We start from the raw sequence: 21,801 nt of genomic DNA, 5'->3' as shown, positions 1-21,801 counted from the left end.
GATCACTTAATTTCTACATTCGGAATCGGTGATAGCCTTGTGCCATTCACGAAGCGTTGCAATCGATCCCAAGCCGCCAAGTAGCGATGTTTCGGCACCGCCGCCAACTGCTCGTCATGCACGACTAGAAGGCGCTCCACGTGGGCGGCTTCGTTCTCCTGAAGCATCCACGGCTCGTCGCACTCAGCGCGCGCGATACAGGCATCCAGCACGGCTTCCGCTCGTCTGTACAAGTCGAGATCAAAGCCCGAGGCTGTCTCGTTACGCATGTAGAACGCCAAGTAGACGACACGCAACAGGCAAGTGACCTGATCGCAATCTCCGTTTCCCGACCGAACCACAGCCAGCGCCATATGGTTCTCCAGCGACAACGATCGCACCTTTTCAGTCGACAACGGCAACAACATCTCTTTCGTCAGCCCGACGTGCCCTCCACGGCGCATCACGCTTCTTGTCATTGGTATTCCCACAAAAAACGCAAACAATCAATCGCCAGGAGCGAATGGTGCATTCAGATTGAACTGGGTTATCGCCATGCCGTCCGGTGGCTCTTTCGAAATGACAACGTCCTGATCAATTTTCCATCGCGCCGCGGCGGCGTCTCCGCGCTCGATCTGATCATGTGAAAGCATGAATTTGATTCCGTTCAAATTCGATTTCGCGCTCTCGTTACCTTGCCTCGCGGCTATGCTCATCCACGTATAGCCGCGTATCGGATCTGCCGCCACTTTCCTGCCATACACGTATGCATCGGCTAACCAGAACTGCCCGTCGGTGTTTCCCGCACGCGCTGCCATCGTAAGCCGCCGCAGTCCTTCGGCTTCGTTACGCTCGAACGGTGGCGTGCCCCACAAATAGAAGCGCCCCAACCAAGTCTGAGCATCAGTATCACCGGCTCCGGCGGCTCGCAGCATCCAGCTTTTCCCAGTCAACTCGTCCTTCGCAACGCCTCGCCCGACGAGATACAGGCGCGCCACCATGACCTGGGCCGGCGCAAATCCGGCGCGAGCCGCCTTGAGGTACCAACCGAAAGCAGTCGTCAGATCCTTGGCAACACCGTTGCCGTTGAGATACATCCAGCCTAGTGCGTTCCATCCTGCAGGTAGTCCAGCGTCTGCGGCCTTTTGGTAAGCAGCGACGGCGCGTTCACCATTTTGTTTACGGCCACCAGTCCCGAGCGCATATAGCGTCCCTAGATCAATTAACGCGCTTGTATCACCTGCCTCCCCCCCCTTCATCAGCCACTCTTCCCCAAGCGCTGCATCAACAGGTACACCAAGGCCATTAGCGTACATACGACCGATCGCGGACATTGCCAACGCCTGTTTCACGTTCGAAGCCCGCCTGTACCATCCCATCGCTTCAGCGTAGTCGATTGGCACGCCTCGGCCCTTCTCGTATGCGCTTCCAATCGCAAACTCGGCAGCTGACAGATTCCTCTTGGCCGCATCGCGATACAGGGCCAATGCCCGCGATACGTCCCGTGGAACACCGATCCCATTGTCGTACAGAGTACCTAACAAGTAGATACCAAAGTCGTTGTGCTGATCGGCAGACAGTCTGATCCAGTGAGCGGCTTGCTGCGGATCACGCGGCACTCCAACACCAGTCGCCAAGATTTGACCAAGTTGCGCTTGCGCTTGCGCATTACCCTGCGCTGCATACATTCTCAGAATTCCTACGGCCTTGGCGTTGTTCTCTGGACGCGGCACGATTAAAAGCGACATGGAGGCCCACGCCACTTGCGCATCACTGTTTCCCGTCGCAGCGGCCTGCTCGACGAGTAGCCGACCTTTGTTTAAATCTCTAGGTACGCCGAGTCCGACGAAATACAACCATCCCAATTTGGCCTCAGCACGAGCGTCCCCGGCTGCCGTGAGTCGTTTCAACTCAGAGACCGCATCTTGATAACGACCAGCCCTAATTGCAGATTCGGCATCTTCGACAGATGCTTGGACTGGCATATTGCAACTGACGGCGCTTGCAAGCGCCGTCAGTTGCAAAGCCCAAATGATTTTTTTGCTCAGGATCATGTCGTCAATCAATAGCCCAACGATCAGCGCGTGTATTCTGCTGTCGTGGCCGAAACACGAAAGTCAATGTGCTACCAAAGAGCAACAGAATTCCGACCCATGTTGTTGCTCCGGCCCATGGAACAGCATATCCCACATAGCCGGGACCAAGTGTCCCCACTAGCGTTCGGCTATACGGCACGTAACCCAGCAAAACAAAAAAGGCCGCCAATCCCGACACGAGGAGAAAAATGCCGAGACGCCACTGCTGTTCCCCGCTGCCTGTCGTAAAAACTGCAATAAGCGGAACCACTACCATCGCAATAACGACCCATAATCGCTGCGGGCCATTCGTGACCTGAGCTAACCATCCTTTGTTCGTCAACTGTAGCAGAAACACGGCGTAGTAGTACGCGGTTGTAAAGGCCCACAGCGCAGCAGTGATGGTGCTACGCCTCGTCGCGTGAATATTGCGTAAAAGCACCGCACCATTCTCTAGATACTCCCGGGTACTACGGCCATACAGTATCGACAAGATCAACAACGGCGAAATGGTGCCGCTCAACGCCAGCGGCCACGGTGCCAACATGAATGTAGCCAGCGTCCAGAGAATCGCTCCCCACGTATACACGCCGCGCCCTAACCGGCGACCAAACGAAAGCATGACAGCCGAGACCAGCGATACCATCGACCACACAATCGTTGTCGACCACAGAGCAACACGAGAAGGAGAACCAAATATCACGCTCCATCTCCCGTAGCTATGCAATAGCCAAGTGAGAAAATGGATCATCGCGAAGCCTGACTGTAGCAACACTAAGCAGACGACAATCCAAACAGCTGTATACCGCTGCTTACTAACCTGCAGACATTCCCCATCAACGTCGACTTCCGGTCGTTGGTCCTTCATTCATTTCCCTCGTATTCCTAGCGTCTGTGCGAAGCTAGATCGTGCGTTACTCGCTCCCGAAGTCAAGTTTCGGCGCCACACCCCTCATCTCACCACAGTGTCCGGCATCGATGACAACCATCGCTATTCAGGGCAATGTACGTTTTCAAAGCCACCCCTTTTCTGGCCTACGACGCCACACCACGCTCAACAAGCGACAACCACGTGCGGCTATAACGCGAACAATTGCCGCATCGGAATTTGTATTGACGCTCGCCGTTCGCCGTCGGCGGCCGGTGCGTCGGCCCCAACAGCTGAATCGGTCCAGCACTGCCACATTTCTCGCATGTCCGCAGGATAGGTTCGCGACCGATCCCCAGCCTCACCCGTGCTTCCATACGTCCGCTCGGATCGAGCACCAGCAACCATTGACGCAAGCTGTACACCCAACGATTGGCAACCGCCGAATCAACGCCGAGTTCAAGAGCAGCAGCCTTACCAGTCTCCCGCCATCCCAGCATCCGCACTAGTTGCAGAGCATGCTTGCGCATGTGCGGGCCATTCAACGGTGTGTTCGATATTCGTGTGAAGTAGGACAGACACGCACGACACCGAAAGCCCGGCAGTCCGTTCGGGCGCTGCTGCGGATGGTATTCAGTGTGGTCGCTACTACACCACGGGCATGACACTGCGGCTGTACTCTGGCTCAGTACCGCCTCGATCCGCTCGAGCAAGAACTTGGACAGCACCTCATCCTCAACTCTCTCAACGGGTCCAGCAGGCAACCGGCGTTCCGGCAGTTCCAGTTCACTCCATAGCACCTGATCCTGCGCATTCACTCCCAGCGCCGCATCACTGACGCTCGCCACGCGCACCACCACAGGCACGGGCATCTCTGGATGCACCTTCAAACGCGCTCGAATTGCCGAATCGATCGCATCATGCATCACTTCGCCTTTGATTCCCTCCCCCTGGCCCTGCAATACATCCAAAAGCCGGCTACGCCCGCACTTCGGGCAACGAATCCGTCGCCGCCGTTGAGGATCAAATCCGCCCGACAGAAAACCGCCCTCGAAGCCGCATCTCGTACAACGCGCGCTCGGTCCTATACGCACGCCAAGTCGAACGCGGGCTTCCCAGCGCCCAGACGGATCGAGTTCCAGTAGATACCGCCGAAACGCCAGCAACCACGATAGGATGGCCTTTTTTGTACGCCCCAACCGTTCGCACGCTTGCAACAGCGACATCTGCCGTGACAACAGTGGAATCATTTCCGTGCCCTTTGCAAGATTCTTCAGGTTCGCGAACGGCGTCCCTGTCAAACGGTTGAAACTCTTCTTGCATGTATGGCAAAAATAGATCGGCAGCTTACTTTTCCCGGAAGGTCGATCGGGACGAATGCGTAGCCCATCACAATGCGGACAACGCGGCACCGGTGTTGGCGACGGATGAATCAGGTCGTACCATGCCCGCATCAGGTAATCCGTCAGATCTCCGTCTTCGGTCTCGGCGTCGTCAACGGGCTCCCTTGCGGTGATCGCGCCAACCGTGGCATCAAAGCGTCGGACCGCCGCGGTCTCACAATCTCCCCGGCAGACGCTAGGCCGAGCAGGTTCATCAATTCTGGACATAGTTACGCTGCCTTAAAGCTGGCGCAACGACTCCATGTGCTGTTGCGCCCACACCGATCAAAGCAAGGTCAATCCGTTCCGTACTTCGACGATCTCGGACCATACAGCAATCCGTTCGGAGGTCCGGCCGACAGCAAGCGGTTGCTCGTCAGCGCAGCAACGTCATGGCCTTCGTCAGAAAGCGAATGAGCGACCTGCTTGACGGCTGCCTGGACCAACACGCCGACAATCCCGAATGCACCTACGTTGACATTGTTGCCCATTTCCTTACCCGTCGCCCGGCCATTTCCCTGCCAAAGCACATCGCCGTTCTTCAGATCAACGAGCTTCGCCGACGCCGCAACCACTGTCGTGCTGTCGACGATCTGATAAACGGAACCATACTGCGTCAACTTCGAATACAGAGCTGCGTCCGCTCCAAAGATCTCGCGCAGCTTGGCCGGCGACGTACCCTGGATCTCCGCTGCGTTAGTCAGGCCGTTTTGCTTGAAGGTCTCGTCCATTACGGCAACGGGCACAACGTAGTAACCGGCCTCGGCGAGCGGCAGCGTCATCTGCGACAGCATTCCGTATGTTGCCGTAACATCGTTGGTCTCGTTCACCGGCGGCAGCACGAGAATCGAACGCGGCTGACTCTTCTTGAAGGCAGTGTAGTCGGGACGCTTCGCAGGCTGCGCACATGCGCTCAACAGCGCAACAATCGACAGCACAGACAGTAGCTTGAATGAAATTGTTTTGAACATGGCCTGCACGTCACTGTTGAGCGGTTTTCTGTTGGACGGACTTCTTCTTCGTCAGGAAATCCATGTAGGCCGAGGATTCCGGGAATAGCTGCTTCTCCGCCTGAAATTCCTGCCCGGCGCGCTGCGTATCGCCAACGCTCGCATACAGCATGCCCAGATGCGCATGAAAACCTGGCGGCGGCATATTGCCCTTCGCACGAATCTCTTGCAGTGCCTGTTCAAGCGCGTCGATCTGCTCTTGCGGAGACGTCTTGCCCTTGAAGTATTCGTAAACCTGCGGCTGGTAGCCGTTCCACTGATAGAGCGGCGGCGTAGTCGGTGCCGCGCAGCCAGCGAGCAGCAAAGCTGCGGCAATCGCTGACAGCCCAATACCCCGTTTCATAGTCCTTCCTTATTCTGATGCGTGAATCGATGAGATTCGCCGCGCTTACTGCGCGGCCTTGAGCGTGCCTGCGTCGACCTGCTCAACGAGGTGATTGACGGCTTCCTGGATCGCGAGATCAAGCACCTTGCCGTTCAGCGTGGAGTCATAGCTCGCGGTGCCGCCGAAGCCGATGATCTCGCGGTTCGACAGGCTGTACTCGCCGGCGCCCTGGCTTGATGCGATGACTTCCGATGTCGTCGTGTCGACGATGTTCAGGTTGACCTTCGCATAGGCGACCTGAGTCTTGCCCTGACCGAGGATGCCGAACAGCTGCTGATCGCCGACGTCCTTCCGGCCGAACTCGGTCACGTCGCCGGTCACGACGTAGTTCGCGCCCTTCACGGCCTGCGCCTTCTTCATGAAGCCGGCTTCCTGCTTGATCTCGTCGAGATTCTCTCGATCGAGCACGTTTAAGCGCCGGCTCTGCTGCAAGCGCGTAACGAGGATCGTCTTTGCCTGTCCGCCGAGTCGGTCGATGCCATCCGAGAAGATGCCGCCCATATAGCTCGAGCGGTTGTCGAACTTGCCGACTGCAATTGCAACGGGCTTGCCGGCATACGGCTTCTGTGTGCTGCTGACGGCCGGCACGTCGAGCGTCCGCGACGATTCCGTTGCGCAGCCACTCAAGCTCATGGTAGCCGCCACGGCTATAGTCACCAACACGTGAAAGTTATTGGAAGCTTTCAATTGGTTCTCCTTGTTAAGCTTAAAAATACGGCGTCGTGTATGGATCATTTTTTCGGTCCGCCCACCATCACACCATCTTCGGAGTTGCCGCCTTCAATCTGCGTCTGTTACCAACAACTGCCCTTCCTTTCTGCTGAACGAATTGTGTCTTACGAGGCCGCGTCGAAGCTGGCCGGGATTTTTGCGACTCGTGAACTTCGCGATCGTCGCGGGCAAATGCTGCGATCGGATCTGACGGCAACTGACGCGACGCGCGACCTTGTTGATCATGGGATCGCGAAGACGATGCTTGCGGCTTCAATTGCTTTGCCGGTAGTACCTCGCTTCGTGCGTTCTTGTGTGTAGCATTCAAACTTTTCAACTCGCTTGGGCTCACCCAAGTTTCTCGATACTCAGCGAATGCCGATGTGGTCGACAGCAGCAACAGACTTCCGATTACGACGTTGCGCATCAGCGGAATCCATACCTGAAAGAGGGACGCAGACTCGACAGATTCCGCGTCCGGAGCGCCTAAACGAGGCACATCAAAATAGAAATCGAGGCGTTACTTCGTGAGACGCACCACATAGTAGCCAGCGACCTGTGCGTTTGCCGACAGGCTGTAGTTCGGCGCAACCGAGACCGATGCGCCCTGGAGCACCGACTGGTAAGTCACGGTGCCGCCCGACACGTTCGCGTACTCGATAACCGGCGGGTTTTGGGTGGGTTTGACATTCGTCGTAAAGTTCAGAAACAACGTCGAGGATGCCATCGAGCGGAGATCGCCTGAGGACTTCACCTCGTAGATGTAGTCTGCAGTCACTCCAGCGGGCGTCGGATTCGGCTTCCCAAGGCACACCGTGAAATCACCGGTAATGCCGTTGGACGGCGTCTTGATTGTCAGCGTCGCAATGCCGTCGTCGGTCGTCAGATTCATATTCACGTTTGCGACGACGCTGCTGTTTGTGAGCGTCAGCTTTTTGTAATCAGCCGGGCAGGAGAACGCGGCGTCCGTATTCGACGCCGTTTGCGAGGTCGAACCAGTCGAACTTCCCGACGCCGCGCCACCGCTGCTTCCATCGCCGCCGCCACCACATGCCGCCAGCAGAACCGCCGAGCCCATCAGACCAACCATTACCAGGTTCTTCATTTTTTCTCTCAATTGTTAAAGATAACTAACAAAACAAACAACACCCCACCTGACCGACTTGACCCAAGTCTCCCCGGGGTGACTCCCGCATAAAAAGGCGCGGCGATTCTGCTTACCGCGCAAAGCATCTAGACCCGGAGGGGAGCCTAGACGCGACCAATCAAACCCGAAATATCAATCGAGAACCAGCCGACGCTTCCGCTTCACGATAATTCGTGGCTCGGCAGTAGGCACGGGCGACCGCTCCAGCGTGGGCGGCTGAACGCACGCCTGTCGCGCCTTCTCCATCGCGCGACGCTTTCCGTTCAACCACGGGTGACGAGGTGGAAGCCGAACCGGTTGCACGTCGTTCGATACATTCGCTTGATCCAACTGACTGTCTTCCACTACAAGAGTCTCCCTACTTAAAACTGTGAAGTCAGCTGAAATCCAACCGTGACGCGCGCAGTCGGGAAGCCGGACGGCTTGTAGACCGGCGTGCCCGCAAACAGGTCATACGCGTAGGCCCCAAAGCGCGTGCCGATGCTGCCCTTCACGCCGATGACGGCGCCGGCCAACTGCGTGCCGACCAGCACGATCGGCTGCGGTCCCCATACGCGCCCGTAGTCGAGCCCTGCATACACCGCCTGCCCCGTTTGGCCGATTGGCATTTGCAGCTCGTTACGCCAGTAGAACCCACGTGCTGCCGCCAGCATTGTTTCTCCGTCGAAACCGCGCACGGTGTATCGGCTGCCGATGGTCATGTCATCGAGGTAGTACAGGGTGTTGCCCGTGTACTGTCCGTGAAACGTGCCGACATAGCGAAATGGTTGTTTTCCGATCGCGAACGGGACCGACAGGTTCGCGTCGAGCAATGCCATCTTGAAGCGATACGTCGGGCCACCATCTGCCGCAAGCGTGTCATCCTGCGCGCCGAATCCGCCGACGCCCTGCCGGTATGCGAGCGAGCCGTCAAACTGCGCGCCGTCGAAATAGTGGCGATCGGTCAGGCCCAGTTCGATGATCGTGTTGTTGCGGCGCTGCTGCGAAATCTCGGTGTCTTCGATGAAGCTTTGTCCGAAACGGCGCGACAGCCGGAAATATCCGCCAAGCACGTCATTCTGGCTGCGCGCCAGCACACGGGCCAGTTTGAAATCAACCGTCTTCGAGTTGCCGCTCGCCACGAACGTCTGGTTCACGCCCGCAATCTGCTGGTAGTAGGTGTTCGTGTTGGCGGACAGCGTGGCCGTCCAATATCCCCACGGGATCGAATAGAAGCCATTCCAGCCGTGCGAACCGAGGCGCTTGTCGCCGAACTCAAGGTCTTGGCTAACGCCGACGTTCAAGATGTCATTCAGACCGAGCGGATTGTCGATACCGATCGACAGGTTGCCTTGCAACTTGCCGGTGGCGCGGGTGCCGGAGTTGTCGATCGATGCGACGACCGTCCACGGCTTGCCGCGCTTCACGTCGAGCACGACATCGCTCTCTCCCGGCAGCTCGCCGGGAACGATCTGCATCGAGACGTCCTGACTCGTCACGCGTTTCATCTGCTCCAGACCTTGCTCAAGGTCGCGCAGGTTCAGCACTTCGCCGTCGCCGGTCGGGAATGCGGTTTTCCACGTGCCACGCAATTTTTCGTCTGCGAAGCGAATATGACGGATTACACCGGGAATCAGCGAGAGTTTGAGCGTTCCGGTCGAGAGATCTTGCTCGGGAACGAGCACGCGCGTCGTGACGTAGCCGCGCGCCAGAATAGCCTGGGACAGGCCCTTGACCAGCACGTCGACGCCTTGCTTGCCGACGCATTGCCCCGCGTAATGGCCCAGCCAATCACGAGCGAACGCGAAGCGATCCATCGGCAGGGCGGACGCGCCTTCCGCCTTCGTCGCATCAGGCAACGAGGCCGACACGTCGAGTGCAAAGCGGTCAATGCGGAAGCACGGCGATTCAACAGGAAGGGCCGGATACGCTTCGACCTTCGGCACTTCGGAGCGAACGGAAGGAGCGCGCACGGCTGCATCACGCTGCTGCGCGTCCCGTTGCTGCTGCGCCTGCCGATCCTGTTCTGCATTTGCACGCCCCGCGGCGGCTTGGTCGGCAGGCGTGGGGACCTGCTGTGCGTGTACCCCGAGCGAAACCAAGGCTGTTATTGGCAAGGCCGTCAGCCGTTTTCTCATTTTCATTCGAATTATTTTTGCCGTTAGTTATCTCGGCTTTCTATCCCAAACCGATCGGGTTTGACTGAGACTCGCTTCAGTCAAATCATGGTGATCGTAGAAATCTCGAAACATTTCCAATGCGACCGATAGATCACGACACACTGTTCGGTCATCCCACTCATGGTCCAAAAAGTTAGTGGTTCCTCGAAATGGCTCGTCACCCGGCTCCCACCACTCGCGTCGCGCTGTTTTCTCGGTCGGCGGAGTTATAGGATCATAGACAAGCCTACATTCGCCAGGATGGGAATACATCGCGAGAGAATCTCCTAGCACGAGTCGATCGACGTCCTCGCGAACGGCGATCGTCAACGTGACAGTCCCACCAAATTCAAAGGCGTGTCGAATCCATTGCTCAACCTCCTCCCACGAACTCTCCTCGCTACTGAATGAAGAAAACTCTCCAGAATGCTTGCTTGCCGCCCTTAAGCATAAAATATTTTTCAAAATTCCATCTTTAATTTCAATCACCTCATTTCCGCCACACCTGATCCATTGCGAAATCGATCTACCGAAAAAATTACAAAAGAATTTTATCCAAACCAACAGCATCGACTATTTTTACAATGATCGCCCTTTCTGCGGATATCAGAAAAACATTGAGATTGAATTTAGCGGCCGCATCTTACCCCCTGTCGGGGATGAAAACTTCCAATGGCATCAGAACACGTTGTTGTAGTCGTACATATACTCCTCGTACTCATCCATCGTCCAAATATGACCGTCCAGTTTATCCACCATCACTATACCGCCCACCTTATCCGCGCCGTCGACCCCGCTTGCAATATCGAACGCCCAAAATAACGGTGCATACCCTGACCGAGGCGACGTTCCAGCTATTAAGCAGTCGATAGATTTCGCATATCCTTCCGCAATCTCTTTAGCCTCCCCAACACCCACAATCTTACCCTCTCGGTATTCCACAGGGACACTAAAAGACAAAACTCCTTTTTTTCGCAACTCGGATACAACCGAAACCAACTTTATCCTAGAAACGTTTACGTTCATGAAGCCACTATACGACTGCTCGGCATCGTAAGAGAATCCAGTATCAAAAAGCTTGAGAAACCGGATTTCTGTTGACCTCGACTCCACGGGCAAGTAAAGATCACAAATTCTATTCATAACCCCGCCAAATAAATTGATTTCACGGATGGATAATCACGGCTTTCCCAGTTAGCGCGCTCTGCAGAGCATTCACTGGAACAGAATATGCGGAGCCAACACCAAGCGGCCACGGATCGCGAATGTAAGCCACGCCATTCTTGACAGAGTCGACAACGATTGCATGAATGCCTCCAGACTCCGTAGTCACGTTCACTATAGCCGAAGCGCCTCCTTCGGTGGCCGAGGCAATTGACGCGACCGTCGCATCCTTCGTATACGTCGCAGTCCCTGTGAAGCCGAGTTGCTGCAATCCCCCTGGTATGCTCGAGAGAGATGTACCGGTTGTATCCGTCTGGATCGCTTGCCGAATATACGACTCTGGGATGTCGGTCAGATTCGCTGCCATTCTGCAACTGGCGGCAGCGCAGGAAAAATCATACGCTTGCCCGAGTACGGACGATTTCGGCGAGTATGTCCCTAGTTGGACGCCTGTAAATAACCCTTCACCGTTCCCCGCCGTTTGGCTTACACCTGGAAGCGCCTGAACGCCGGCGGCCGCCTCCTTGCCCAACACGGCGTCAAGCACCCCCGAGACGATCTTTCCAGCCGCCCACCCGAGTGCAATGTTCTCGATAGGATATACCGGGGTCACCGCACCACTCGGCGTTGCCGCTTGCTGGATGAGGTCATGCGCAAATCCCGCCACCTGCTGATTCGTCGGACCGTTCGGATCGACGTAATACTGCGATCCAATCCCTGCGGTCTGCGGTGTTTGCCCCGGTGCGAGCGCGTGTGTGGTACCACCCGGTGTACCAAACAACGTCGAGTCATTGAATTGAGCACTCGTCGACTGGAAGGTCTTCACCGTACTGCCATCCGCTACGATCGCGCCGCTTGCGCCCGAGATCGTATAACCGGACATCTGATTGATCGCATTCTGAGCAATCTTCAGATTCTGCATAAACGTGTCGAGAGCCTGCGAATTGCCAGACGCCTGAGCCGCCTGCACCAACTGAATTTCATACTGCGTGAGCTGTGACTGTGCCTGCGCATCCACCTTCGCGCCGGCCGCCAACGTCAGCATATTGGTCCAGTAGTCGGCCAGCGTCGCTTGATCGACTGGCGTCTTGCCATTCGCGGCGGCGATGCTCTTCGCCACCGTGGAAATCATGGTGCGTTCTTGCGGGTGAAGCTGACGGTTGAACAAATCTGCGCTCAACGCACCATTCGCGCCGCTCATCGCACCGGCCGACCCACCCAGCGCACCACCCGCCGCCGCACCGGCCAGCCCCGACGCCGCATTCGCCAGCAACGTGCCGCCCAGCGTATCGCCGAGTGCATTCCCAACGGCATTGCCTGCCATGTCACCGGCCACCGTGCCAGCGACTGCCCCGGCGATATTGCCGCCACCCATCGCCGCACCGATCGCGGCTACCCCTGCGTGCGATGCGATACGCGCCGCACCGTCGTTACCCCAGAGCGCTTCCTGCTGTTGCGCCGCCGTGAAATCTGCCTGCGCCTGCGCCATCCCCGCCGTATCGCCGGCGGCGCTAGCATTGGCGTACGCCAGTCGGGCCTTGGTTTCGTCCGCGATCGCCTTGTTTTGCAACGCGTTCGCGACGTCGCCTACCACCTGCATGCCGACTTGGCCGACAGACTGCTGAACTGCGATGTCGTTCTGTACGTTCTGCGCATTGAACGTGTTCTGGACGGCACCGTTCGCATTCGCCGTGTCTCGGCTCAAACCCGCCGTGCTGTCGCGTCCGGTACCTGCGTCACCGCGTACCGTGATCGTGCCCGGACTGACGGCCGCATAGGTTGTCCCCGATGCATCACTACTCGTGCCCGCGGCCGAGAATCCGCTTGGTCCCAAGCCCTGCGAGTTCTGCGGCCCAGGTACGTTGGTCGCACCCTGCTTGACCGGCGTATTGAGATTCACACCGCCCGGCGTACTGTTCCCGAATCCGCCGCTTGCGCTGAATCCCACCGTATCGCCCGAGTAGGACGCGTGGTTCTCCAGATTCGTAAAGCCCAGCGTTTGCGTCGACAAGCTGTTCTTGTCCGGCGTCGCCGTGCTGGCGATCACGCCACCATCGAGCTGCGTATGGTTCCCGACATTCACGTTGTACCCGCCCGTGCCCGCATAGATGCCGCTTTGCTGGTTCACCGACTGGTAGTTCGAATTGATCTTCGTCTCGCCGACGCTCGCGCTACCGCTCACGGTCTGGCCGACGCAGAACGGCGGCACACAAATGCTTGCCTGGAATCCGGCGCTCGACTGCTTACTGTCGTACGTGCTGGTATCCTGCTGGCTCTGGACGTTCAGGTCGCGCCCGACACTCGCATTGACGGTGTTGCCCGACACCTCGGCCCCGCGCAGGTTCGTATCGCGTCCGCTCGTCATCGACAGCGTATCGCTCGCGGTAATCTGCGTATCCCGGTTCGTCACGCTGTTCCCGTTCGCATTGCCGTGCGCCGTGCTCGCGCCAAGTTCCAGCGTAACGCCGTTTTGCTGACCGCCGATAGCCGCGCCGATGCCGATACTGCCGCTGCTGCTGCTATTGCTGCTCGATTGCTGGCTCGTATCCTTCGCGCTCGTCAGGTTGATATCGCGCGCCGCGTTCAACTCGACGTTCTTCGCGGTAATCTGCGTTCCGCTGGCGTTGATATCGCCGTCGGTTGCAAAGCCGTTTGCATCCTTCGCACCGCTCCCCGTCGCAATCAGGGTTGCCTTGCCGCCAGCGTGCAGCGTGCTCCCGTCGTTGGCGACCGAACTGGACTGCGCTTCGCTGTGGCTGGTGCCACCGCCGATGCTGACCGTCGCCTTGATCAGCGCCTGATTCGTCGGCTGTCCGTTGCTCAAGGCGCTGCCGACTTGATACGCGTTGTATGCCGCAAGTCCGGCCTGCGCCTTGTCCAGCGCTGCCAATCGGGAGTCGCCCCCGCGCGCCGGCTGCGCAAATGCTTGATTCGCCTGTGCAATTGCATTGCCGACCGCGCCACCGAGCGCCACACTCACACCGAACTGGCTGGAATCCTGACTCATCCGGCTCTGCGTCGCATCCGTTCCCGGATCGAGATTCAGGTTCTTGCCGATCAGCGTCAGATCCTTGCCCGCACTCAGGTCGGAACCGGCGACGGTGATGTCCTGCTTCGCATCGAGCGTCACGTTACCGTTGCCGCTCACGATCTGGCTGCGCATCGTGCTTTGCGTCTGGCTTGCTGTGTCCTGCACGCTATGGCTGTTCGCGACACCGACCGAGAAACCCGTCGCGGTACCGTTGCTGCCAAGGCTGCCGACTTGGTGGCTGCTCGACTCCTGGTGCGTCACGTTTGTGTCGAGACCCGCCAGTACATTGATCGCACCTTGCGTTGCGACGAGATCGACGCCTTGCGTTCCGCTGATCCCCGAGCCGACGACATTGATATCGCCCGTCTTGCTCTTGACGATAACGCTGTTGCCCGTGACCGACGACGCAGTTTGCTGCGTCATCGTCTGGCTGCCGTCCGAATTGCTGCGGCTTGCGTTGTACGGCGACGGGCTATTGCCGCCCGTGTTCGCCCCGCCGCCGATCCAGCGAGCGACGTCACCCAGACTCGGCGTCGAAAGCAACGCAAGGCTGGAGCTGGAACTGCTCGATGACGTACTTTGCTGAACCTGATCTGTCGACGCCTGCAACGTGACATTGCGGTTCGCATCCAGCGTCGCCGTGCCGCCCGCGCTGATCGCCGAGCCAATCACCGCGATATCGCCATCCACCACGTTGCCGTTCGCGTCTTTCTGCGCACCGCCAGTCGCTTTTACGGTTACATTGCCGCCGCCCCGAACCGTACTGCCCGAATTCGTCAGGCTCGACATATCGGTCGTGCTGCTGCTACGGCTCTGACCATACGTCACCGAAATCGACGGTATATCGGCGGCGCTCGCGCCGATCTCGGTCAGAACCGATTGGCCGCGCTGGAACCCGTTGCCCGACGACGCATCGGCTTTCAGGTTACGGACGGTATCGAATGGCGTGCCAGTCACCGCGACGGTCAGGCCGCTCGAATGCGCCTCACGCTGATCGTGCGACTGTGCCGTATCTTGCCCCGGATCGATCGTGACATTTTGGCCCGTGATGCTGATGTTGCCCGTCGCGCCCGTCGTGTCGCCCGTCGCCTTGCCGGCCACGATATCGCTACCGCTGATATGGACATCCTTCCCGCCCGACACCGTCACGTTGCCTTCGACGCTGCCCACTGTACTGCGCGACTGGCTCTGCGTGGTCGAAGTGGCGTTATATCGATCGCTCTGTTCGCTCGATCCGATCGTGACGCCAAGGCCCCCGGAGCCGGACAACCCCGAATGCTTCTCCTGGTGATATTCGTTGTCCTGATACGTGTTCGTCGCCGCCGTGATGTTGACGTTGTCTTTCGCGGACAGCGCCACGTCGTGCGTCCCGACAATAGAGCTTCCGGTAACGTTGATGTCCTTTCCACTCACGACCGTCACGCCATCGGCCGAAATCGTGCTGCCATTGGCATATGTGGTGGTCTGGTCAACCCGGTTCGTCGCGCTCGCATGACTCGCGACGCCGGAGTGGCTGTGCGATTCGTCCATGTTCGACACGTGCGTCTCCGTCGCCGCGCCGACGTTCACGTTGCCGACTGCCATCAGGCTCGCATTACCTTGATCGAGCGTGATCGAACTACCGATGACGTTGATATCCTTGCCGGATGCGACGTTCAGCGTATTGCCGCTATTCAACGTCGTACCGACCACGGTCTGGTCGGACGTATGCAATGTTTCCGAATAGCTGCCGTGATGGTCGCTACCCGAACTATTGCTGTCGACCGTCGAAGTCGCGCTAGCCGTGCCGAGCGTCACGTTGCCCTTGGCCGCAATCGTCCCGCCCTGGCCGAGATTGATCTGGGCACCACTCGCAGTCAGGTCGCCCATCACGCCAATCATCGACACGCCGCCGACATTCACCACGCTGCCAACCACACCGTTGATATCGGTGTTCGAAACACCATTCGCGCGCTGCACGACCTTGTGCTCGCCGACTTGCTGCGTACCGAGGTCGTAGTTCCCGCCGACCAGCATGCCGAGATTGCCGCCTACCGTCAGCGCACCGGCGTGCTGTTCAAGGTTGCCACCCGTCGTGATCGACGCGTCGCCTGCGACATCCAGTTTCGCGATCGGCCCGAGTGTGGACGTGACGCTCGTCGCACCATCGCGGCTCACCCGCGTGTCGGTCTTCACCGCCGTATCGAGAATCAGGTCGCCGCCTGCATTCAGATTCAGGCTACCGGCCTTCACCTGTGCCGACGTCAAATCAACATTGCCCGTCGTCGTCAACGACATCAGCCCGCCGCTTTGCAGCGCGCCGAACGCGTTGTCGATCTGCTTGCCCTGAATCGACAGCGTATTGTCCGCCTTCATCGTTCCGCTGTTCGTGAAGTTCTGCGCGTCCTTCAAATCGATGTCGGTTGCAGTAATCAGCGGGCCGTTGACGTTCTGCTGGTTCGCCTGCGCGAGATACACGACCGGCACCAGTACCGACTGGCCGTCAACCACGCGCGTTTCCATCATGATCACGTTACCGGTCAGCTTCGATACCTGATCGGCGGACAGACTCGCACCAATTGGCAAATCAAGCTGCTTCTCCAGCGCCGCGCCGGCCGCCAACAGCGATTGGTACATCGTCTGGAGATCCGTGTACGGACCCAGCACTGCCCGGCCGGTCAGTGCCGTGACCTGATTGCGTACCAGTTGCTGTTCGTAGAAGCCATCACCCAAACGCTTCGGAATGTGGGTGAGGTCAACGCCGATTTGACTGAAGAAGTAGTCGCTCGAAATGAAATTCTTCTGGTTCGTAAACGCCGGGTTCGTCTCGATCACGTAGCTCGCGTTCGGCGACGGGTCCGGCCGATACAACCCACCCTGCGGAATCGTCAGGTTGTTCAGCACGTTCAGCGCCGTTGCGCTGGCGATGATCGGATCGACGGTCGTGACACCACCGTGCACCGCCGACGCGCCCGACTTCGTGCCGCTGGCGTTGCCGCTCAAGCCACCGATCGTCAACCCCGGGACGGCTTGCCCCGGCAGCAGGCCGAGCGACGGAATCGACGCGTTGCCGGCCGTATTGTTGATGCTCACGCCTGTTCCGGAAATCGTGCCGTTCGAGCCCAAGGTCGAATGGTAGTCCGGCAACGAATATTGCTTGACCGACGCCGGCGCCGCCTGCGTATAACCACCCGGGCGGCCCGTGACGAACGGCGCGTTGCCGAACGGCAACTGCCAATCGTGCTCGGTGTTGTCGTAATTGTTGTAGTGATACTGCCCGGAGTACGACACTGTCACGCTCGGCGCTTGCTGGCCGGTAGCGGCCCATCCGTCGCCATCGTAATGCTGCGGCATCTGGATATTGCCGACCGCCGTGATACTGCTCCAGTAGTTTTTCAGGTTCCCGGTCGTTGACGCATCGATATTGCCGCCCGACGCGATCTGCGCGGCCGGGCTGATGTCCGTCACGGTCGTCGCCGCCGCGCTGTCCGCAGAGTACGTCGTCTTCTGGTAGCTGCTGTTCCACTGCCCGCCATGAGGCGGATCGGTCGGAACCCCACCCACGAAATCCAGAAAAAGCGCACGCACTTCGGGCTTGCTCAGATCAACCCAAGGCACGTCCCGACCGGAGCAGGCCTCCATGTGAACCGCCACACATCCGGACATGCTAATGCCGAACTGCGCGAGCAATGCCGGATCGATCTGGCTGGTGGAAGTCTTCATCACGCGGCGCGTGCTCGTCACCTGATTGGCGTGCAGCTCCATATCGCCGCCTGACTGGATCAGCGCCGACGAGTTGTTGATCAGGGCTGCGTTCGTATAGTTGCCGCTGGCATCCTTGCCACCCGCGAGCACGACCTTGCCCATGCCGAAGATGGCCGTCGTTGCCATCGTATCGGTCGCCGTGGTGTCGTCACGGTTCTCGATGTCGTTGGCGAGGATTTCGAGCGTGCCGTTATTGTCCGACGCACCAATCAGCGCGGTCGGCCCGAGGTTCGACACCGTGCCCGTTGCGTTGAGCGACGTACTGCCGCCTACGAGCGCACCCGTATTGGTCAGGTTGGCCGATTGCGTATGCAGCAGCCCGCCCGCCGACAGGGCGCCCGAGTTAACGATATTGCCCGCGTCGACACTCAGATTGTTGACCGACTGCACGTTGCCGCTATTGTCGAACGTGCCAGGCAACGTGAAAGCAAGATCATGGCCGACGTTGAACTGATAGTCCGGCGTCACCGAAAAGTCGCCCTGCAGGTTCACGTTGGCATCGTGAGCCGCGCTGTACGTGCCACCGCCCTGCAGCGTCGGAGCCGTTACGGTCAAGTCATGCGTCGAACTGATCTGCCCGTTCGTGTTCGTGATCGCGCCGGTCGTCGTCACGTCCACGTCGCCGCTCGAATTCGCGACGTTGCCGATCTGCCCGCCGCTGTTGTCCAGCGCCGTCCCTCGAACGTGGAGGCTTGCGCCGCTCAGTTGGCCGCCCTGCGTGTTGGAAATCGATGTCGCGCTGACCGTCACGTCGCCGTTACCAGTGATCGCGCCCATGCCCGACACACCGCCCGCGTGACTATTGGTGATCTGGCTGCCGCCTTGCACGGTCATCGCGCCCGTGCCGAGGTCAGTGATGGCGCCATCCGCATTGTTGATCGACGCCGATTGAATCGCGAGCGTGCTCGTGTCACCCGCCGTCGACTGGCCAGCCTGAATGTGACCGCCCTGGTTCACCAGCGCACCGCCATTGGTGAGCGACAGGGACGCGCCGGAACGGATCAGCCCTTGCGCGTTGTTCACGTCACCTGCGATCGTTCCTTTGATGCCCCCTTGCGCCGCGAGGATACCGCCCGCGTTGTCCCAACTGCTCGCGTCGACCACCGCCTGCCCCTTGGTGACGATAGTCCCTGCCGCATTGTTCAACGCGCTCGCACCATTGCCCGGTTCGATCGTCAACGTGCCCGTGCCGGCATGCGTGATCGTCCCGCCGGCATTGTTCAATTGAGCTGGAGCGAGCGTCAGGTCCGTGCTGTTCGCCTGGATCACGCCGCCTGCGGAGTTGTCCAGCGTGTCGCTCACGTTGACGCCCATCGCCGACGATCCATACTGCGTGATCGTGCCGCCGTGGTTCGTGAGATCCGTCGCGGCCAACTGAAGCTGGTTCGCCTCCAGCTTGCCCCCGCTGTTGTTCAGCGTCGAATCGGCGGTCACCGACAGGCTCGGGGCAACGATCGAGCCACCCTGGTTCGTCATCGACCCCGTATGAATCGTCGCGTTCGTACTCGCGCCGATTTGGCGGCCGTCGTTCGTCAGCGTGCCGCTCGTCAAGCCGACAGCCGTGTTGGACAGCAGTTTGCCGTTCGTATTGTTCAACGTACCGCCAACCGCCGCCGTCAGCCCGGTTTGAGCGTTGATCGAGCCCGACGTATTGTTCAAGCTGCCGGTTTCAGCAACAACCTGACCGTTGCTCGCGATCTTGCCGCCTACGTTCGACACCGAGCCCGTGCCGTTGCCCAGTGTCAGCGTGCCGGTACCCGCGTGGACGATCGTACCGCCATCATTAACCAGCGCAGCCGGAGCGAGCGTCACGTCCGTGCTGTTGGTTTGCAGCGTGCCGCCGCTCGAATTGTCGAGCGTGCCCGAGACATTGACGGCCATCGCGCCGGTGCCGGTCTGCGTGATCGTGCCGCCATGGTTCACAACAGTGGATGCGTTCAACGCGACCTGCCCGGCCTGCACTGTGCCCGAACTGTTGTCGAGGGTCGTACCGCTCAATGCCGCCGTCTGCCCGGCAATCGTGCCGCCGCTGTTGGTCAGGTGTGCGCCGGCGTCCACCACCACGTTCTGAGCGGCCTGCAAGGACCCGCTGGTGTTGTCGACCGACTGGCCGGAAACGTGGAGATTCGTATTGGACGTGATCGTGCCGTGGTTGGCGATATTGCCGCCCTGCACGGCCACGTCGCCATTGCCGCCGATCACGCCGCCTTGCACGCCGTTCGCCGTCGTGCCGGCCGCGTTCGTGAGCTGGCCGGTCGCCGTCAATACCAGCCCGTCAGTACCGAGGGACGTGACTCGACCAGCGGTATTGTCGATCGTCGTCCCATCGACTTCGGCGTGTCCCGCACTCTGGATCGTGCCTTGATTGTTCGCGATGGCGCCGCCACGCAACGCCATCGTGCTCTGCGAAACGAGCACGCCGGACTGGTTGGCGAGTTGCCCCGCCGCCGTCACCGACAGCGGTCCCTGCGACGACACATTGCCGCCTTGGTTCGATACGTTGCCGCCCGTCAGCGTCGTGCTGCCACCGCTCGTCAGGTTACCGTGGTCATTGATGACCGTGCCCGCCGCGTTCGCCGTCACCGCCCCTTGCGCGCTCGTCGTTGCATTCGTGAGATTCACGTCGCCGTTGGTCGCGGTCAACGACAGGTTGCCGTTCGCGGCGGTCGTGCTGCCGGCGAGATTCACGCCGTAGCCTTTCGCCGTCACGTTGCCACCCGCAACGTTTTTACCGGTGGCGCTCAATTGGCTGGTCGTCGCGAGTTGCAAGTCGCCAGCTTGCGTGACGGTGCCGTTGCTGTCCACGCCTGCGCCAAGCAGTCCCGTCGAATTCAGCGAACCCGCCGTCACGCCGACGTTGTGTTGCGCGGCGAGCGTGCCGGTATTGACCACATCCGCGCCGGTATTCACTGAAACCGACTGCTGACCATAGGTCGTGCCGCTGTTCTCGACTCCACCTGCCGCCGAAATGGCGACGTTACCGGTCGACGAAATCTTTCCCGACTGAATCAGCCGCCCGTCGGTGGTCAGCGTCAGACCCATCGCGTCCGCCGCGATCGTCCCCGCGTTCCGGACACCGACGCCCCCCTCTGCCCCGACCAAAAAGATGCGATTACTGTACATACCGCCCAGTTGGCCGACGTCAATCGCGACGGCCGGCGCCGCACCGTCCCCCTGGATTCGAGTCGCCTGGAGCGTGTCGTGATTGACCTGATTCGCGCCTGCGACGACATTCAGGTTCGTCGCATAAATGGCTGCATTGGCCTGTACGGCTCTCGCTATCAGATCGACCTGATCCACATTCGTGGCGTTCAGCCCAGCGCCTTGCACGGTAATGAGACCGCGCGTGACATTGAACCCTGCGAGCGACCCATCCGCATTCAGATTCGGCGTGCCGGTCGTCAGGATTGCACGCGATGTATTGATAAATCCGCCACCATCGACCACCAAACCAGACGGATTGGAAATAATCATTTCCGCTCGTTGGCCTGCAATCTCGACGAAACCTTTCAGTTGTGAAGGGTTCGAGCTATTAACTTGGTTGATGATGATCCTGGCCGAACCGTTCGGGCTGAGGTTCGGGTTGCCGTTGATGTACCCTGCCTGCTGCGTGTTCGTCAAAACAGGTGAGTTATTGACGATAACGCCTTGTTTGGGTACGTCGAATTGCGAATAGGTATTCAGCGACACGCCCGCGCCGCTCGGCTTGGTGATGTTGACTTGTTGGAGGCCGTTCTGCGTCTGGATGACCGATGGCGCGTTCGCACCCGCACCCACGACCTGCGCACTCGACCACATCGGCGTCATGCCTGCCGCAAGCAACGCGGCGAACGCCGCGTGACGCATTCCGAACTGCGCGAGCGCATGCAGCACACCGCTTCCTGCACTCCGCGCGGCCTCACCCGCGCTCGCTTTCCCCGACGAGCTGGCAGTCTCTTCGACTGCGATCAACATGCCGCGCACGCGGCTGAATACCAGACGATATTGGTTCTTATTCATGGATGCGGCAAACGCTCATGTCGAACGTCAAGGAACGGTGGCTGGGTAATCCCCCCGTTTTGCACGGGGTTCAGAAGTAGAAACTAAGCGGCCACGGCCAACCGCTGCTTTGGCGTAAATCCGCCCAGGGCCATGTTCGGGCGGTCATGATTGTAAGTCCACATCCAA

Annotated in this window: 12 protein-coding genes; 1 reads left to right on the top strand and 11 read right to left on the bottom strand. The window is 59.2% G+C overall.

What is annotated here, in order from left to right; translation table 11 throughout:
* Positions 1–2: 2 nt before the first annotated feature.
* The 7 genes from HWX36_RS31040 to HWX36_RS31010 all read right to left on the bottom strand — a co-directional run bounded on the left by HWX36_RS31040 (position 3) and on the right by HWX36_RS31010 (position 6,332).
* On the bottom strand, positions 3–458 hold the full coding sequence (locus tag HWX36_RS31040) for a hypothetical protein (RefSeq protein ID WP_244136578.1): 456 nt from the start codon (positions 456–458) through the stop codon (positions 3–5).
* 27 nt (positions 459–485) lie between these two features.
* Positions 486–2,045, bottom strand: a complete 1,560-nt coding sequence (locus tag HWX36_RS31035) for an SEL1-like repeat protein (protein ID WP_244136577.1) — start codon at positions 2,043–2,045, stop codon at positions 486–488.
* Positions 2,038–2,922: a hypothetical protein gene (locus HWX36_RS31030; protein WP_175957655.1), complete on the bottom strand. Its 885-nt coding sequence runs from the start codon at positions 2,920–2,922 to the stop codon at positions 2,038–2,040. The genes HWX36_RS31035 and HWX36_RS31030 overlap by 8 nt, the downstream gene beginning before the upstream one ends.
* Before the next feature lie 167 nt (positions 2,923–3,089).
* Positions 3,090–4,532: a DUF746 domain-containing protein gene (locus HWX36_RS31025; RefSeq protein WP_244136576.1), complete on the bottom strand. Its 1,443-nt coding sequence runs from the start codon at positions 4,530–4,532 to the stop codon at positions 3,090–3,092.
* A 68-nt stretch (positions 4,533–4,600) separates the two neighbouring features.
* Positions 4,601–5,275 (bottom strand): DUF799 domain-containing protein, encoded by a 675-nt coding sequence (locus HWX36_RS31020; RefSeq protein WP_175957654.1) that lies wholly within the window; start codon positions 5,273–5,275, stop codon positions 4,601–4,603.
* A 10-nt stretch (positions 5,276–5,285) separates the two neighbouring features.
* Positions 5,286–5,657, bottom strand: a complete 372-nt coding sequence (locus HWX36_RS31015; RefSeq protein WP_175957653.1) for a DUF4810 domain-containing protein — start codon at positions 5,655–5,657, stop codon at positions 5,286–5,288.
* A gap of 45 nt (positions 5,658–5,702) precedes the next feature.
* Complete coding sequence (locus HWX36_RS31010) at positions 5,703–6,332, bottom strand: CsgG/HfaB family protein (RefSeq protein ID WP_175957729.1); 630 nt, start codon at positions 6,330–6,332, stop codon at positions 5,703–5,705.
* Positions 6,333–6,425: 93 nt separating this feature from the next.
* Here HWX36_RS31010 and HWX36_RS31005 point away from each other — a divergent pair, with 93 nt between their 5' ends.
* Positions 6,426–6,731, top strand: coding sequence for a hypothetical protein (locus HWX36_RS31005; protein WP_175957652.1), 306 nt, complete (start codon positions 6,426–6,428; stop codon positions 6,729–6,731).
* 199 nt (positions 6,732–6,930) lie between these two features.
* Here HWX36_RS31005 and HWX36_RS37435 read toward each other — a convergent pair whose 3' ends face one another.
* The 4 genes from HWX36_RS37435 to HWX36_RS30985 form a co-directional block, all read right to left on the bottom strand.
* The gene (locus HWX36_RS37435; RefSeq protein WP_244136575.1) at positions 6,931–7,515 is read right to left on the bottom strand and encodes a hypothetical protein; all 585 of its coding nucleotides are present in this window, start codon (positions 7,513–7,515) and stop codon (positions 6,931–6,933) included.
* 404 nt (positions 7,516–7,919) lie between these two features.
* Complete coding sequence (locus HWX36_RS30995; protein ID WP_175957651.1) at positions 7,920–9,680, bottom strand: ShlB/FhaC/HecB family hemolysin secretion/activation protein; 1,761 nt, start codon at positions 9,678–9,680, stop codon at positions 7,920–7,922.
* Positions 9,681–10,373: 693 nt separating this feature from the next.
* A complete protein-coding gene (locus tag HWX36_RS30990; protein ID WP_175957650.1) occupies positions 10,374–10,838 on the bottom strand; it encodes a hypothetical protein in 465 nt (154 codons plus the stop codon).
* Positions 10,839–10,860: 22 nt separating this feature from the next.
* Positions 10,861–21,633 (bottom strand): hemagglutinin repeat-containing protein, encoded by a 10,773-nt coding sequence (locus HWX36_RS30985; RefSeq protein WP_279613407.1) that lies wholly within the window; start codon positions 21,631–21,633, stop codon positions 10,861–10,863.
* Positions 21,634–21,801: the final 168 nt, after the last annotated feature.

Origin of the sequence: Burkholderia sp. BCC0405 (genome assembly GCF_902833075.1) — a bacterium.
GTDB lineage: Bacteria > Pseudomonadota > Gammaproteobacteria > Burkholderiales > Burkholderiaceae > Burkholderia.
Note: the sequence above shows the minus strand (reverse complement) of the source record. Positions and strands in the feature narration are given on the sequence as shown.